This is a genomic window from Aureimonas fodinaquatilis, from assembly GCF_008369445.1.
Lineage (GTDB): Bacteria > Pseudomonadota > Alphaproteobacteria > Rhizobiales > Rhizobiaceae > Aureimonas > Aureimonas fodinaquatilis.
Map to the genome: position 1 here is coordinate 157,518 of NZ_VTWH01000006.1, position 16,940 is coordinate 174,457.

General features: G+C 56.4%; 12 protein-coding genes. 3 read left to right on the forward strand and 9 right to left on the reverse strand.

The annotated features are described in order from the left end of the window. Window positions 1–109 precede the first annotated feature (109 nt). Together FPY71_RS18120 and FPY71_RS18125 are read right to left on the reverse strand one after the other, a co-directional pair. Window positions 110–3,715 carry a hydantoinase B/oxoprolinase family protein gene (locus FPY71_RS18120; protein WP_149301752.1) on the reverse strand — a complete coding sequence of 1,202 codons (3,606 nt, stop codon included), beginning with the start codon at window positions 3,713–3,715 and terminating at the stop codon, window positions 110–112. After that, window positions 3,715–4,377 carry a YggS family pyridoxal phosphate-dependent enzyme gene (locus FPY71_RS18125; RefSeq protein ID WP_149301753.1) on the reverse strand — a complete coding sequence of 221 codons (663 nt, stop codon included), beginning with the start codon at window positions 4,375–4,377 and terminating at the stop codon, window positions 3,715–3,717. The genes FPY71_RS18120 and FPY71_RS18125 overlap by 1 nt, the downstream gene beginning before the upstream one ends. A gap of 176 nt (window positions 4,378–4,553) precedes the next feature. On the opposite strand from FPY71_RS18125, the gene leuS reads away from it, so the two are divergent. From leuS to holA, 3 genes are read left to right on the forward strand one after another with little or no spacing between them, the layout of a single operon-like run. Then, window positions 4,554–7,184 (forward strand): leucine--tRNA ligase, encoded by a 2,631-nt coding sequence (gene leuS, locus FPY71_RS18130; RefSeq protein ID WP_149301754.1) that lies wholly within the window; start codon window positions 4,554–4,556, stop codon window positions 7,182–7,184. Further along, window positions 7,171–7,827: an LPS assembly lipoprotein LptE gene (gene lptE / locus FPY71_RS18135; protein WP_149301755.1), complete on the forward strand. Its 657-nt coding sequence runs from the start codon at window positions 7,171–7,173 to the stop codon at window positions 7,825–7,827. Before leuS ends, lptE begins: the two co-directional genes overlap by 14 nt. A gap of 12 nt (window positions 7,828–7,839) precedes the next feature. Next, entirely contained in the window at window positions 7,840–8,880 is a 1,041-nt protein-coding gene (gene holA, locus FPY71_RS18140; protein ID WP_149301756.1) for a DNA polymerase III subunit delta, read from the forward strand. A gap of 34 nt (window positions 8,881–8,914) precedes the next feature. Here holA and FPY71_RS18145 read toward each other — a convergent pair whose 3' ends face one another. From FPY71_RS18145 to FPY71_RS18175, 7 genes are all read right to left on the reverse strand, one after another. Beyond that, window positions 8,915–9,859, reverse strand: a complete 945-nt coding sequence (locus FPY71_RS18145) for a ParB/RepB/Spo0J family partition protein (RefSeq protein WP_149301757.1) — start codon at window positions 9,857–9,859, stop codon at window positions 8,915–8,917. Window positions 9,860–9,985: 126 nt separating this feature from the next. Beyond that, window positions 9,986–10,780: a ParA family protein gene (locus FPY71_RS18150; protein ID WP_149301805.1), complete on the reverse strand. Its 795-nt coding sequence runs from the start codon at window positions 10,778–10,780 to the stop codon at window positions 9,986–9,988. A gap of 91 nt (window positions 10,781–10,871) precedes the next feature. Then, the gene (gene rsmG, locus FPY71_RS18155) at window positions 10,872–11,531 is read right to left on the reverse strand and encodes a 16S rRNA (guanine(527)-N(7))-methyltransferase RsmG (protein ID WP_149301758.1); all 660 of its coding nucleotides are present in this window, start codon (window positions 11,529–11,531) and stop codon (window positions 10,872–10,874) included. A gap of 18 nt (window positions 11,532–11,549) precedes the next feature. Further along, a complete protein-coding gene (mnmG, locus tag FPY71_RS18160; RefSeq protein ID WP_149301759.1) occupies window positions 11,550–13,424 on the reverse strand; it encodes a tRNA uridine-5-carboxymethylaminomethyl(34) synthesis enzyme MnmG in 1,875 nt (624 codons plus the stop codon). Window positions 13,425–13,469: 45 nt separating this feature from the next. Next, window positions 13,470–14,792 (reverse strand): tRNA uridine-5-carboxymethylaminomethyl(34) synthesis GTPase MnmE, encoded by a 1,323-nt coding sequence (gene mnmE / locus FPY71_RS18165; protein WP_246160717.1) that lies wholly within the window; start codon window positions 14,790–14,792, stop codon window positions 13,470–13,472. A gap of 151 nt (window positions 14,793–14,943) precedes the next feature. Beyond that, the gene (gene rho / locus FPY71_RS18170) at window positions 14,944–16,209 is read right to left on the reverse strand and encodes a transcription termination factor Rho (RefSeq protein ID WP_149301761.1); all 1,266 of its coding nucleotides are present in this window, start codon (window positions 16,207–16,209) and stop codon (window positions 14,944–14,946) included. 203 nt (window positions 16,210–16,412) lie between these two features. Further along, the gene (locus FPY71_RS18175; RefSeq protein WP_149301762.1) at window positions 16,413–16,922 is read right to left on the reverse strand and encodes a gluconokinase; all 510 of its coding nucleotides are present in this window, start codon (window positions 16,920–16,922) and stop codon (window positions 16,413–16,415) included. Between the last annotated feature and the right edge of the window lie 18 nt (window positions 16,923–16,940).

A 16,940-nucleotide genomic window follows, 5' to 3' on the forward strand; every position in this document is an offset into this window, starting at 1 on the left:
TGCACCGAAATTCAGAGTGCCTCGTCACAATCTAGACCATCTCACCGAAGCAAAAAAATACCCTTTGTGAGATTAACTGCCGGTGCCTGTCGCAATATTGCACTACTCTTTATTGCGGCTCGCCGTAACCACCACCGGTAGGGGTTTTTAGAATAAAGGCCTCACCCGGCTGCAGCACAGTGGCGGCGCAGCCCGGCAGGTCTTCCACAACGCCATCGGCTCGCCGCACCTGGTTTTTGCCAATCTGCCCCGGCTCACCGCCCGCCAAACCAAAAGGCGCAACACGGCGATGGCCGGAAAGTATCGCAAATTCCAGCCGCTCACGCGCACGTATCGTACGCTCCGTGCCATCTCCGGCATGCCAGCGCCCTTTGCCGCCAGACCCTTTGCAGATGTGAAAATCCTCCAGCACCACAGGAAAACGGCTTTCCAGAATTTCCGGGTCGGTCAGCCGGGAATTTGTCATATGGGTGTGCACTGCATCCGCGCCATCATGCCCCGGCCCCGCCGGTGCACCGGAACAGATTGTTTCATAATACTGGTAGTTCTGGTTGCCGAAGGTCAGGTTGTTCATGGTGCCCTGCGCAGCGGCCAGCGCCCCGACCGCCCCGAACAATGCGTTGGTGACCGCCTGGCTGACCTCGACATTGCCGGCAACCACCGCCGCTGGATAGCGCGGCGACAGCATTGAGCCATCCGGAACAATCAGCTTGATTGGCCGCAGGCAGCCGGCATTCATAGGAATGGGATCGCTGACCAGCACGCGGAATACATACAGCACCGCGGCACGCGTAACGGCTGAGGGAGCATTGAAGTTATCGTCCCGCTGTGGCGATGTGCCGGTGAAGTTGACCGTAGCTTCACGTTTCTGCCGGTCTATCGAGACCGAGACCTTGATTTCACACCCCTGGTCCATTTCCAGCGTAAACTGCCCGTCCGGCAATTGCTCCAGCACCCGGCGCACACTTTCGGCCGCATTGTCCTGCACATGCCCCATATAGGCCTGCACGACATCAAGCCCGTAATCGCTGATCATTCGAGTCAGCTCGGCAACACCTTTGGCATTTGCAGCGATTTGCGCTTTCAGATCATTGATGTTTTGCGCCACGTTGCGAACAGGATAGGGTGCCTCCGTCAGCAGCCGTGTCAACGCTTCCTCTCGAAGCCGGCCTTTTTCCACCAGCTTGAAATTGTCGATATACACGCCTTCCTGCTCAATAGTGGTGGCCAGCGGAGACATGGAGCCCGGTGCAATGCCGCCGACATCGGCATGGTGACCACGGGACGCTACAAAAAACTGAATTGCTTTGCCGGCTTTGTCAAAGACAGGCGTGACCACAGTGATGTCCGGCAGATGGGTTCCGCCATTATAGGGTGCATTCAGGCAGAAAACGTCCCCCGGTCGCATGGTTGGGTTCTGCTTGATGACGGCATCAACCGATGCATCCATAGAGCCAAGGTGAACCGGCACATGCGGGGCATTGGCGACGAGCTGGCCATCCGCATCAAATATCGCGCAGGAAAAATCCAGCCGCTCCTTGATGTTCACCGAATAGGCGGTGTTTTGAAGCGTTACACCCATTTGCTCGGCTATCGACATGAAAAGATTGCTGAAAATTTCCAGCATAACCGGATCAACCTGCGTACCCACCGCCTTGCGAGCGGGCAGTGCTTCCACGCGCGTCAAAACAATATCATTACCGGTGGTCAGACGGGCCTGCCAACCTGGCTCAATCACGACAGTCTGGTTCGGCTCGATCAACACCGCTGGACCATTTACTGCCTGACCGGCCTGGATATCCTGACGCAGTACGACCGCAGCCTGATGTGATTTCCCCCCGGAAAACAGTCTCGTGGTTTGATCAATTCGTGGCTGGCCATCACCTTCGTCGATTTGCAACGCCGGCAATTCTGCCCCGCCTCCAACCAGTTCAACCTCGACCGCCTCAACCACCAACGGCTTATTTTCATCGCTGAAGCCGAAGCGTTTCACGTGAAACTCTTCAAACCGCGATCGAAGCATGGCCACACTCTGGTCTGTGGCAACGGCAAGGCTGGTGTCTGTACCGGCATAGCGAATATGCACCCTGCAATAATAATCGCTGTTCTGTGCTCCTATGCCCTGCGCAATCAGCTCATCCAGACAACTGTGACGCAGCTCCTTAGCCAGTTCAGCAATTTTGGCGGGCGCTTCATCATCCAGCGGAACATCGAGCGATTTTTGACGAACCGAGCGAATGGAGGCCAGCCCCATGCCAAATGCCGACAGAAGGCCGGAATATGGATGAATGAGCACCTGACGCATGCCCAATGCATCAGCAACCAGGCAGGCATGTTGCCCGCCAGCCCCGCCAAAACAGTTCAGTGCATAGGCGGATACATCATACCCACGCTGTACGGAGATCTTTTTCACAGCCTCGGCCATGGCTGCCACCGCTATTGTGACAAAGCCATCCGCTATTTCCTCGCCACTGCGGCCATCGTCCAGCTCTGCAGCCATGGCATCGAATTTTTCCCGCACGGCTGCTGCGTCGAGTTTCTGGTTCTGCTCCGGCCCGAACAATGCGGGAAAATAGTCTGGCAGCAGTTTGCCCAGCATCAGATTGGCGTCGGTAACGGTCAGCGGCCCGCCGCGGCGATAGGCAGTTGGGCCGGGATCAGAGCCGGCCGATTCCGGCCCCACCCGAAAACGCCCCGCCTCGAAGCTCAATATCGAACCACCGCCGGCTGCAACCGTGTGGATCTGCATCATGGGTGCGCGCACGCGAACTCCGGCAACCTCGGTTTCCAGTGTTCGCTCATATTCGCCATCATAATGCGCCACGTCGGTGGATGTGCCACCCATGTCAAATCCAATGACGCGGTCAAAGCCCGCCAGACGACCCGTTTCCGCCATGCCGACCAGACCGCCCGCCGGACCGGACAAAATGGCGTCCTTGCCCTGGAACAGCTCAGCCGCAGTCAGCCCACCGGATGACATCATGAACATCAGGCGAATTCCCGAGTGTTCAACGTTCAGTTCTTGCGCCACGCGTTGGACATAGCGCGCCAACACTGGTGACAGATAGGCATCGACCACAGTCGTGTCCCCACGCCCGACCAGCTTGATCAGTGGGGACACTTCGTGACTGACGGAAACCTGCGCAAAGCCAATGTCCCGAGCAATGGCTGCAATGCGCTTTTCATGTTCGGGAAAGCGGTGTGCATGCATGAAAACAATGGCGACAGCCTCATAGCCTTCGCTTTGCAAACGCCTGAGTGTCGAACGCACTTCCGCTTCGTCCAGCTCGATTTCCACCGTACCGTCGGCCAGGACGCGCTCGGCAATTTCCGAAACCTGATCATAAAGGACATCGGGCTTGATGATATTGCGGGCGAAAATATCCTTCCGCTCCTGATAGCCAATAGCGAGTGCGTCGCGAAAGCCTTTGGTCGTCAGAAGGGCAAGCCGCTCACCTCTGCGCTCCAGCAAGGCATTGGTGGCAACGGTGGTGCCCATTCGCACCTCCCCCACAAGACCCGGTGCAATCGGCTCGCCCAAGCGCAAACCCAAAAGCTGTCGAATGCCATGCACGCCAGCATCGCCATAGGCTTGCGGGTTTTCCGACAGCACCTTCAGCGCATGCAGATTTTGCTGCGGATCCCGCCCGATCACATCGGTAAACGTGCCGCCCCGGTCAATCCAGAAATCCCAAACCCCTGTGTCTTGCCGCATCAGGAACGCACTCCAAAGATTGCACTGCCCACCCGCACGCTGGTTGCGCCATGTGCCACCGCAATCTCGTAATCACCGGACATGCCCATTGAAATCACGTCAACACCCGCCTCACCCGCCAGTTTTCGCAAGAGATCAAAATGCGGACCGGCCTGCTCGTCAACGGGGGGAATGCACATCAGCCCGCTGATCGTCAGCCCATGTTCCAGACGACACCGCGCCACAAATGCCACCGCCTCGTCAGGCAGGATGCCAGCCTTTTGCGCCTCGTTGCCCGTGTTCACCTGGACATAGAGTTCCGGCCATTTTTGCTGCCTGTCCATTTCACGCGCCAGTTCCCGGGCAATTTTCTCCCGGTCAACGGTCTCGATCACATCAAAAAGCGCCACGGCATCCGCCGCCTTGTTGGATTGCAGCGGCCCGATCAGATGCAGCGCAAGATCGGGAAATTCACTGCGCAACGCAGGAAATTTCGAAGCCGCCTCCTGCACGCGGTTTTCACCGAAATGCCGATGTCCGGCATGAAGCAATGGCAGCACGGCATCCGCCGGATAGGTTTTGGAAACCGCAACAAGCCGTGTTGAACCCGGATTGCGCCCTGCGGCAAGCTCCGCATTGGCAATATCTGCCTTCACCGACTCGTAGCGTGCTGTCACATTCATTATATATGCCTCTCCCGTGAAGACTTCGGATTGCCCTATCCATGTCATCCGTTTATCGGTTCCATAGCCCAGTTCAACCATGGCATGAAGCTTGCAATGGTTGACGTAGTGCTTCTGTCATGGTGAAGCACTGCAATTCCTTCGTCGTGAAATTTTTGAAAGATCGCTGCGTTATCATGGCCATTGAACGTTATAATCCCCGCGCCGCTGAAACCCGTTGGCAAAAGGCATGGACCGACGCGAAGCTTTTTGAAACGCAGGATGGTGCCGAGGGCGAAAAATATTACGTCCTTGAAATGTTCCCCTACCCTTCCGGACGAATTCATATAGGCCATGTGCGCAACTATGCCATGGGCGATGTTGTGGCCCGCTACAAGCGCGCAAAAGGCTTCAACGTACTGCACCCCATGGGCTGGGATGCATTTGGCATGCCTGCGGAAAATGCCGCGATGCAAAACAAGGTGCACCCGCGGGACTGGACATATGCCAATATTGCCGCCATGCGCGAGCAATTGAAGTCCATGGGTCTTTCACTGGACTGGAGCCGTGAGTTTGCCACTTGCGATGTCGATTACTATCACCGCCAGCAAATCTTGTTTCTGGACCTTTTGAAGAACGGTCTGGCCTACAGACGCAAAAGCAAGGTCAACTGGGACCCGGTGGACCAGACGGTTCTGGCCAACGAACAGGTGATTGACGGCAGGGGCTGGCGCTCCGGTGCTCTGGTGGAGCAGAGAGAGCTGACACAGTGGTTTTTCCGCATTACGCAATTTGCTGATGAATTGCTGACAGCGCTGGACCACTTGCCCGGCTGGCCTGAAAAAGTTCGCATCATGCAGAAGAACTGGATCGGCCGCTCAGAGGGTTTGCTGGTGCGCTGGGCCCTGGCTGACAATGAGCGCCGCGCCACGGCGCAGGCCACGGGTGAAGGCGTTGGCCGCGAGGTGGAGGTTTTCACCACCCGGCCTGACACCTTGTTTGGTGCTTCGTTCATCGCCGTCGCAGCAGACCACCCGCTGGCGCGCGCCGCCGCAGCCACCGATCCGCGCCTGGCCGACTTCATTTCGGAAATCAGGCGCAGCGGCACGTCAACCGAGGCGATCGAAACTGCAGAGAAAAAGGGTTACGACACTGGCCTGCGCGCGGTGCATCCCCTGGACCCTCAGTGGACTGTTCCGGTTTATGTCGCCAATTTTGTCCTTATGGATTATGGCACCGGAGCAATTTTTGGCTGCCCGGCACATGATCAGCGCGATCTGGATTTTGCACGTGCCTATCAACTGCCGGTGCAGCCGGTTGTGTTGCCCACCGGATCTGATGCGGCATGCTTCAGCATTGCCAATGAAGCATACACGGGCGAAGGCACCTTGTTCAATTCGCAATTTCTGGATGGGCTGACACCGGCTGAGGGCTTTAACAAAGTCGCCGAAATGCTGGAAACCGGCAATTTGAGCAACCGGCCGCAGGCCGAGCGCAAGGTCAATTTCCGGCTCAGGGATTGGGGCATTTCACGGCAGCGCTACTGGGGCTGTCCGATACCCGTACTGCATTGCGAGACATGCGGAGTAGTGCCCGAGGCAAGCGAAAATCTGCCGGTGAAACTGCCGGATGATATTGATTTTGACAAACCTGGGAACCCGTTGGACCGCCACCCGACGTGGCGCAATGCAACTTGCCCGGAATGTGGCGGCAAAGCCCTGCGCGAGACCGACACGATGGATACGTTTGTCGATTCATCCTGGTATTTTGCCCGCTTTACTGCGCCACATGCGGCAGAGCCGACTGTGCCCGCGGTGGCCAACGCCTGGCTGCCGGTTGATCAGTATATAGGCGGTGTCGAGCACGCCATTCTGCACCTGCTTTACTCGCGTTTTTTCACCCGTGCGATGAGTGTGTGCGGCCATGTGAATTTGGACGAGCCCTTCAAAGGCCTGTTCACACAAGGGATGGTGGTGCACGAGACCTACCGCGATAATGGCGAATGGGTATCACCCAATGATGTGGTGGTTGAGGAAAAGGATGGAACGCGCAGTGCGCGACGCCTGTCTACCGGAGCGCCCATCGAGATTGGCTCGATCGAAAAAATGTCGAAGTCGAAAAAGAATGTCGTCGATCCCGATGACATAATCGGCTCCTACGGGGCGGATACGGCGCGTTGGTTCATGCTGTCCGATTCTCCGCCAGACCGCGATGTGATCTGGACGGAATCCGGTGTCGAGGGTGCGCATAGATTTGTGCAGCGGCTCTGGCGTGTGGTGAACGAGGGTGCGGAGCGGCTGAATTCCGTGGCAGCGGAGGAAAGCGATGACGAGAGTGCTGCGAAGCAGCTGAGGAAGGCCGCTCACCGCGCGATTGCCGGCGTCAGTGACGATATTGAGCGCCTGGCGTTCAACAAGGCTGTGGCTCGGCTTTACGAGCTTGTGAACACACTTTCAGCCAGTATTTCTGCTGAAAAGATGTCTGCGCCAGCGGCCACACGTGAAGCTTTGGCAATTCTGGTTCAGCTGGTTGCGCCGATGATGCCTCATTTGGCGGAAGAATGCTGGGTGGTTCTGGGTGGAAAGGGGCTGGTAGCTTCTCAAGGCTGGCCGGTTTATGATGCAACGCTACTTACCGACGATGAACTGGTGCTGCCAGTGCAGGTCAATGGCAAGAAGCGCGGCGATGTAAGCGTTGCGGCGACGGCCACCAAGGAAGAGATTGAGCGGGCGACTCTGGCACTACCTGTTGTTCAGGAATTGTTGGCGGGTGGCCAGCCTAAACGTGTTGTTGTGGTGCCGGGAAGGATTATCAATGTTGTGGTTTAAAGCAATTCCAGCAAAAGTGTGGAGCGGTTTTGCGTTCGGAATTGCGAAAGCTGAGCCAATTCCAGCAAGAGTGCGGAACGGTTTTTCCTTGCGAAAAGCCGCTGTGGTGGCTGCTTTGGTAGCGATGGGCGGTCTTGCTGCCTGCACCTCCGGGCCGGTTTACAGCAATGGTGGGCCGCAGCAGGCGGGGGCGGCTTCTCCGTCTCAGCCAGCCCTTCTGACCACGATGCGAGGCAGGGTGGCGGTGGCAGAGCCAAACACGCGGACGGATCAGATTTTCCGCAATGCTCTGCTGTTTCGGCTGAATGGCGCTGAACCCGTATCGTCACCTCTGTTCGAGGTGCGGTATTTCGTCAGCGCTATGGACACGGTGACCTCGATTGAAAGTGGCTCTGGTGTGCCTGCGGCAAGCACTTATCGCATGCAGGCTGATTACACGCTCATCCGGCTTTCTGACGGGCAGACCATTGGCGCGGGCACACGTTTCAGCACCGTGCCATATGACCGTAACTCGCAGCTTTATGCCTCGCAAAGCGCCGTGGAAGATGCGCGCGAACGGGCGGGCAAGGATCTGGCGGAGCGGGTCGGCATGGCACTTTTGCCCGTGTTGAAGCGCGAAGGTGAACCGACCCCTGTAAACTGATCCGTTTGAACCATGGCCCAGAAAAAAGCCGGCGAGGTCGAGGCATTTCTGTCTCGACCTGACACATCCTTCCCTGTTCTTCTGCTCTATGGGCCGGATTCCGGACTGGTGTCTGAGCGCGCCACCAAACTGGCTGCGCTGTCTGGTGTTGATAACACCGACCCGTTTGCCAGCATTGTGCTGATGGCGGACGAGTTGGAAAAATCGATCGGAAGGCTTTTTGATGAAGCCGGCACAGTCTCCATGTTCGGCGGAAGACGGCTGATACGCATCAAGGGTGCAGGCAACGGCAAAGCCCTGGCCGACGCCGTGGCTGATCTGGCGTCCAACCCACCAACCGACACAACCATTATCATCGAGGCGGGTGAGCTGAAGAAAACGGCCGGGCTACGGGTGAATGCTGAGCGTGGCAAGGCTGCAATGGCCCTGCCCTGTTATCAGGACGAGGCCAGAGCTTTGGACCGGCTGATCGATGAGGAGCTGGCAAATGCCAGTCTGACGATTGACCGTGCCGGGCGTGAAGGATTGAAAGCGCGGCTGGGAGCCAATCGCCTTGCATCCCGTGCAGAGGTGCAGAAGCTCTGCCTCTATGCCCTTGGCAAATCAACCATCAGCCTCAGCGATGTCACCACAGTTGTGGGCGATGTATCAGCCGAGACTGTGGATGAAGCGGTGGATGCTGCCGCAACGGGCGAAGTGCGTAAGCTGCCTTATCTGATAGAGAGGCTGATTTCCGCCGGAGTGAGCGGTTTTCAACTTCAAAACCCGCTTCTGCGCTATTTCCAGCAATTGCTGCTGATGCGCGAGGAACTGGAAAAGCAGGGCCTGACCGCAAGCGACGTGGTTGCACGAAAGCGTGTGCATTTCAGCCGCGCCCGATCTATGGAGCTGGCGCTGGCCAATTGGCCCGTCCCTGCCATCTCCAGCGTCTTGTCGAGGCTGGAAGCGGACATTCTGCAAAGCCGCAAGGAAGCGATCCTTCAGCAAAGCATCATGCACCGGACCCTGATGGAAATCAGCGTCGAGGCTGCAAGGCTGCGTGCCCGCAGATAGTGGGGTGATCCTTCGCCCGCCCTGGTGCGGGTGTCTATTCAGTTGCCGGGCTGTAGGCGGAGCCAGCCTGCAAAAGGCGGCAGATTTCGTCCAGTTGCTCAAGATTTCGGAAATTGAGAACCAACTGGCCCGCCTGCCCCTGAAGACCGATGGAAACAGGCATAGACAGTGCCTCTGAGAGCAATCTTTCCAGCGCCTTGGTGTCTTCGTCTTTAGCAGACGTGTCGGCCTTGGTGCGGGCCTTACGGCCTTTTTCCTGAGGCAGCGCTATAACCGATTCACCACGCGCCAGCTTTTCCGCGTCACGAACGCTCATACCGCCGGCGACAACCTGCCGGGCAAACAGTTCGGGATCGTCCACCGACACCGCACTTCGCGCCGCGCCGGGTGCAAGCTCTCCCCGCTCAACCATGCCACGCACAGTTTCCGGCAGTTTCAAAAGCCGCAATGTGTTGGCCACGTGGCTCCGGCTTTTGCCGACAATATCGGCAAGGTCAGACTGCGTGTAACCATGTTCATCGATCAGCATTTCATAGCCAAGCGCTTCTTCAATCGCATTGAGATCAGCGCGCTGCACATTTTCTATGATGGCAATCTCAAGCGATTCCCGATCAGAAATTTCTCTCTCGACAATAGGCACCTCAACCAGACCGGCGGCCTGGGCAGCGCGCCAGCGACGCTCCCCCGCTACAATTTCGAGAGAATCCATGCCTGGAATCCGACGGACGAGAATTGGCTGGACGACGCCATGAACACGAACCGACGCCGTCAGTTCGGCCAGCTCATCCTGGTTGAAGCTGCGCCGCGGATTTTTTGGATTGGGAACCAGAGATGCAACAGGAGCCTTGGCCTCACCCGGCACAACAGCCGCGGTTGCATTGACGGAGAATGGCGTGGTCACACGATCCGCCGATGGCGCATTGCCAATCAACGACGCCAAACCTCTGCCAAGGCGAGCGCGTGACTTTTCTTCTCTCATCGAAACTCTCTCCTGTTCAGGCCTGGACCGTTAAATGTGATCCTTCGATCAACTTCAACGTCCCACCTCATTGTCTGTCACACTGTTCCGCCGTCTAACGCCCGAGTTGAAGGCAACTCTGTTTGTCTAAGCCGCCAGCATTTCTCGTTCGCGTTGAATAACCTCCGACGCCAACCGGATATAGGCCTGGCTGCCGGGACATTTCATATCATAAAGTATGGCTGGCTTACCGAAAGACGGAGCTTCCGACACGCGGACATTGCGCGGAATAACCGTGTCGTAGACATGGTCACCCATATAGGTGCGCACATCTGCAACCACTTGTTCTGCCAGATTGTTGCGTCCGTCGTACATGGTCAGAACAATGCCATGCAGCGCCAATGCCGGGTTCAATGTATCGCGAACCTGCTCTACGGTTTCCAAAAGCTGGCTTAGGCCTTCCAGCGCAAAAAATTCGCACTGCAGTGGCACAAGGATAGCATCGGCAGCGGCCATTGCGTTGATGGTCAAAAGATTGAGTGAGGGTGGACAGTCCACCAGCACAAAATCAAATTGTTCGGCCGGGCGAGCGTCAACCGAATGGCGGTGCAAGGCATCACGCAGGCGGTAGGCGCGTTCATTTGCCGAAGCAATTTCCATTTCAACGCCCAGAAGATCGAGCGTTGAAGGCACGAGGGTCAAATTGGGCACCACGGTTGGCATGGCCGATTCAGCAACGGTCGCGTGACCAAGTATCACATCATAGGAAGAGCGATCACGCATATCCTTTTCAACGCCGAGCCCGGTCGATGCATTGCCCTGCGGATCCAGATCTACAAGCAGCGTTCGACGGCCGATGGCTGCAAGTGCAGTAGCCAGATTTATTGCGGTGGTGGTTTTGCCCACACCGCCTTTTTGATTGGCTATCGTGATGACGCGCATTCTGCTGCGAGAATGACTATCCACCGATAAGCTCCTGTCATATTACCATTGCGAGGTGGATTGTTTCACGTGAAGCAAATGCTGGCCTTAGTCAGGCTTCAACGCTTCGCAACTCGAGAATGACAGAATCCACTTCAACTGTTGACGAATGCTTTACCATGCTGAATCGCCAATTGGCAGAGGCTTCATCGATTTCCTGCTGATGCGCGCGTCCTTTGAAGAAGTAACACACAGCTTCTTTGTTCAAGTTGGGTGCAACCAGATTGAGCAGGTCAGGCAGAGACGCCAAGGCCCGGGCACTGACCGCAGTTGCTGCCTCCACGACCGCGGCGCTGCTTTCAATTCGCTGGCAATGCACTTCAGCCGGTAGTGCCAACTCACGGACAACAGTTCGCAGGAACGCACATTTTTTTGCATTCGATTCGATCATTGCCACTTTGGTGCCCGGATTCGCGGAGGCCGTTATGGCAAGCACAAGCCCGGGGAATCCCCCGCCTGAACCAATATCGACCCAGAGCGATTGACGGCCTGCAACGTGATCCAACCACAGACCGTCCTCAATGTGACGCGTCCATATGTGAGAAACTGTCGAGGGAGCGATGAGATTGATGCTGCGTTGCCATTGCAACGTCAGTTCAACCAGCCGATCCAGCTTGTCTGTCGTTTCACGTGAAACAATGTTCCGGGCTAAGACCTCCGCTCGATCCTCTTTCAGATTGGCATCCTGCGAAACAACAGATGATGAATGCATTGTGTGGTCGCTCAACTCTCAGGCAGCTTTCGACATTTCGTGTCGGCGGATCGCGACAAGAATGATCGCCAGGGCTGCTGGCGTGATTCCATCAATCCGCTCGGCTTCAGCAATTGTTGTTGGACGGTAAGCTGTCAGTTTCTGAACAATCTCGTTGGAGAGTCCTTTCAGCTGGGAATAGTCAATGCCTGAGGGAATAAGCCGCTGCTCGTCCCTTTTCAAATTGGCTTGATCGCGCCTCTGACGGTCCAGATAAACATCATAGGCGGCCTCAATCTCAACCCGTTCCCGAATGGGCGCAGGCACAGTCGACAGTTCCGGCCATATATTTGCAAGGGTCATCAGGCTGACATCGCCCTGAGCCAGCAACTGCCATGCTGTACGACGGCGTCCATCCTGATTGACCGCCAAACCGTGGCGGGCAGCCTCATTGGGCGTCAGTGACAGATTTTTCAAACGGGTTTCTGCATCAATCAACGCAGTCTCGCTGGCCTTGAACACCCGTTCTCTGTCACGCTCCGCCAAGCCCCATTCTGATGCCATCGGGGTCAATCGCCTGTCGGCATTGTCTGCGCGCAGTGACAGCCTGAATTCAGCACGAGAGGTGAACATGCGATAGGGCTCGCTGACGCCCGTGCGTGTCAGATCGTCCAGCATCACGCCGATATAAGCGTCTTCCCGGCCAAAGGTCACTGCTTGCGCGCCGGAGGCGAAGCGAGCAGCATTCAGCCCGGCGACAAGCCCTTGCGCCGCCGCTTCTTCATATCCAGTCGTGCCGTTGATCTGCCCCGCCAGAAACAGGCCTTGTTGTGCCTTGAGCTCCAGACCACGGGTCAGCTCGCGCGGGTCAACATGGTCATACTCAATCGCGTAGCCCGGCTTGAGGATCACCACATTTTCCAGCCCGGGAATTGAGCGGAGAAACTCTGCCTGCACGTCTTCCGGCAAGGAGCTGGACAGACCGTTGGGATAAATCGTGTGATCGTCCAGGCCTTCAGGCTCAAGAAAAATCTGGTGCCCTTCCCTATCGCCGAACTTGACAACCTTATCCTCGATAGACGGGCAATACCGCGGTCCTGTGCCCTCAATCCTGCCTCCATAGAGCGCCGAACGGGACAGGTTGTCACGGATGATGGCATGGGTTTTTGCAGTCGTGCGGGTTATGCCGCAATCAATCTGCGGCGTGGTGATCTGTTTCGTCAGATAAGAAAATGGATATGGCTCATCATCTGCCGATTGGCGGTCCAACCCCGACCAGTCAATGCTGCGTCCATCCAGTCGCGCCGGAGTGCCTGTTTTCAGGCGGCCCAGTCGAAGCCCCAGGCGACCCAGTGTTGCCGACAGTCCAACAGAGGGATCCTCCCCCACGCGCCCAGCAGGTATCTGCTTTTCACCAATATGGATCAGCCCTCGAAGAAACGTGCCAGTGGTGATGACAACGCTGCGTGTCGTCAGTGCGCGGCCGTCCGCCATAATCACCGAAGCAATATTTCCCGCGCCATCAAAACCAATGTCAAACGCATCACCGGTCAGGACTGTCAGTCCGGATCGCTGGTTGATGGCAGCCTGCATGGCTGCGGCGTAAAGCTTGCGATCGGCCTGAGTGCGTGGTCCGCGAACCGCTGGCCCCTTGCGACGATTGAGCAGACGAAACTGGATACCGGACTGATCAGCCACCCTGCCCATCAGGCCGCCCAGAGCATCAATCTCCCGCACGAGATGGCCCTTGCCGATACCGCCAATGGCCGGGTTGCAGCTCATAATGCCGATCGTGTCTGCACGATGTGTCACCAATGCCGTGCGCGCGCCAACACGGGCCGCCGCGTCTGCTGCCTCACACCCGGCGTGACCCCCACCGATCACCACCACATCAAAATCAAATTCTTTATCCATAGCTTTGGGTTAAGCGCCATTCATCGCCGCGTGTCAATTCCGTGGTTACTTACCAATGCAGAATTGCGAAAAGATAACATCCAGCATGTCTTCCACGCCGCGTTGCCCGGTCAGCGCACCAAGCCGCTCCGATGCCGAGCGCAGAACTTCTGCGTAGATTTCCAATGGCAGATCATCCTGGCAATCCGACAGAACAAGAATAGCCTGTCCGATGATATCCCTTTGCCTCGTGTGCACCGGCACAAGCTGCGAAGGATCTCCTGCTGCTTCGGCAGCGATTTGCGCTATGCGCTCCACAAGTTCATCAAGCCCCTCGCCTGTGCGAGTGGATATTGCGAGCTCGCCATCTTGTGCAGTTCCCAGATCCGATTTCGAGCGAACTTTCAGAACGGGCGCCTCATTTGCTAAGTCGTTCAGGGTAAGCTCCATCGCATCGTCCGACGGCACCAGATGCAGAACCAGCCCAGCATGCGAAAGCGCTTCGCGCGCCCTATCCATGCCCAACTGCTCGATCCTGTCCGGGGAGTCGCGAAGCCCGGCAGTGTCAATCAACCGAACCGGTATGCCCCGCAAATCCAGTGAAACCTCGATGAGATCTCGCGTGGTACCCGGAATGTCCGAAACGATCGCGACGTCGCGCCGGGCCAGTGCGTTCATAAGGCTGGATTTTCCCGCGTTCGGGACACCGGCAATGGCAACGGAAAAACCATTGCGGAATATCTCTCCCTGATGTGCATGACTGACATAGCCACGCATCTCTGCCAGCAGGTCGGATATTTCACGTGAAACATCTGCGGCGACGTCATCACTGACGTCATCTTCATCAGCAAAGTCGAAATCCGCCTCCAGCATGGCCCGGCAAAAAGTCAGGCGCTTCATCCAGCCCTCATACAAAGCCCGGGTCTCCCCGCCCGCCTGCATCACAGCCTGCCGCCGCTGACCTTCAGTTTCCGCAGCCAGCAAATCAGCCAGCCCCTCAGCCTCTGTCAGGTCAATACGCCCATTGATGAAGCTGCGCCGTGTAAACTCGCCAGGCTGAGCCAAACGCACATCTGGCAGCGCCGTCAACGCCGCCAGGCAGGCAGCAACAACTGCCTTTCCTCCATGAAGGTGAAATTCCGCAAGATCTTCCCCGGTGACGCTATCTGGACCCGGGAAGAATACGACAATCCCACGATCGATAATCTGACCATCGTGGTCTTTCAGCACCCGAAGACTTGCCCGTCGCTCGGGAGGCACAGAGCCAGCCAGAGTGCGTATGGCCACGGTCGCCATTGTGCCGCTCAAGCGCAACACAGCCACGCCGCTCGGCAGGCCACCACTGGAAAGAGCAACTATCGTTTCATTCATCGTCGCCATCGCTGCCATAGAGTGTCCACGTGCTCCTTCGATCCCTTGAATCACTCCCACTCAAGATTTGATCGCATTGCCTTGCCGCCGACGTGGTTGTCGTCAGCAATGCAAAAGGCCGCCGGTGGTGAACCGGCGGCCTGCTATACACATCGATTTCGGAACAGGTTCAAGTGTTCATGGAGTCGAAGAAATCGCTGTTGGTTTTTGTCTGCTTCAATTTGTCATTCAGGAACTCAATGGCGTCGGTTGTGCCCATTGGTGCAAGAATTCGGCGCAGAACGAAGATTTTCTGCAGATCCTGACGCGGAACCAGGAGATCTTCCTTACGTGTACCGGATTTCAGAATATCCATTGCCGGGAATATGCGCTTGTCCGCAACCTTGCGATCCAGCACAATTTCAGAATTGCCCGTGCCCTTGAACTCTTCAAAAATAACCTCGTCCATGCGCGAGCCGGTATCGATCAGCGCAGTGGCGATGATTGTCAGGGAGCCACCTTCTTCAATATTACGCGCAGCACCGAAAAACCGCTTGGGCCTTTGCAATGCATTGGCATCAACACCACCGGTCAAAACCTTGCCGGATGAAGGAACAACGGTGTTGTAAGCGCGGCCCAGGCGGGTGATGGAATCCAGAAGAATAACAACATCACGGCCATGCTCAACAAGGCGTTTTGCCTTTTCAATCACCATCTCGGCAACCTGAACGTGGCGTGTTGCAGGCTCGTCAAAAGTTGACGAAACAACCTCACCCTTAACCGAGCGCTGCATGTCGGTCACTTCTTCCGGACGCTCGTCGATCAGCAGAACAATGAGATAGCATTCCGGGTGGTTTGCAGTGATTGAGTGAGCGATGTTCTGCAAAAGTACGGTTTTACCGGTGCGTGGAGGCGCAACGATCAAGCCACGCTGGCCTTTGCCCAAAGGTGCCACGAGATCGATAACGCGAGCAGACAGGTCTTTTTTCGTGGGGTCGCCAATTTCCATTTTGAACCGCTCATTCGGATAAAGCGGGGTCAGATTGTCAAAATGGCTCTTATGGCGAATTTTTTCCGGGTCATCAAAGTTGATTGTGTTGACCTTCAGCAGTGCGAAATAGCGCTCGCCATCCTTGGGTCCGCGAATTGGCCCTTCAACCGTATCGCCAGTTTTCAATGAAAACCTGCGAAGCTGGGAGGGCGAAATGTAGATATCATCGGGCCCAGGAAGATAGTTGGCTTCCGGGGAGCGCAGAAAGCCAAATCCATCCTGCAGAACTTCAACCACGCCCTCGCCGATAATTTCGACGTCCTGCCCGGCCAGTTGCTTCAATATGGCAAAAAGCAGTTCCTGCTTTCGCAGCACGGAGGCATTTTCAACACCATTTTCTTCCGCAAAGGCAATAAGTTCGGGCGCTGTTTTGTTTTTAAGATCCTGGAGTTTAAGCTCAGGCATAGGATTGATTGCTCCACCTCGCACGGCCAGAAATGACCGGTGAGTCGACTATTTGAATGAGAGAACGCAAGCCAGAAACTGAAAGGAATATCGTTTGGCGATGCTGTGTGATCGGGAGGTGTGAACCTGCGCCGATGAAAGGCGGGATAAGCGGCATATAAACCGACTTGAGCCTGTGCGCAAGAGTTGGCCGCTTCCGGAGATCAGATATTTGGCGCCAATGCCTGAAGGGCCGCGCTGACAACTTGTTCAGGATTTTCCTCGACGCTGATCACAATGCCATTCTCGTCGCTTTGCAGCGGCTCCAGAGCGTCAAACTGTGAATTCAGCAGCGACAGTGGCATATAATGATCGGAGCGCCTGGACATGCGCTCCCCGACAAGTTGCACCGGGGCATCAAGCTGCAGAAAGCGCAGATCAGCCTCAGTTCCCTGCAAAATGTCCCTGTAGCGACGCTTGAGTGCGGAACAGGTTATGACCGTGTTGACGCCCTCTTTGGATTTCTGCGTCATCCAGTCTCGGATTGTTTCCAGCCAGGGTTGACGATCCTGATCGTCAAGCGGAATTCCAGCCGACATTTTGGCAATGTTGCTGGCAGGATGAAACTCGTCACCTTCAGCAAAAGTCCAGTTCAGGGCGTTGGCAATTGCCTTTGCAGTGGTCGTCTTCCCCACTCCCGAAGGCCCCATGACCATGATGCAAACTGCCCGCATGTGACCTCCGACGAACCA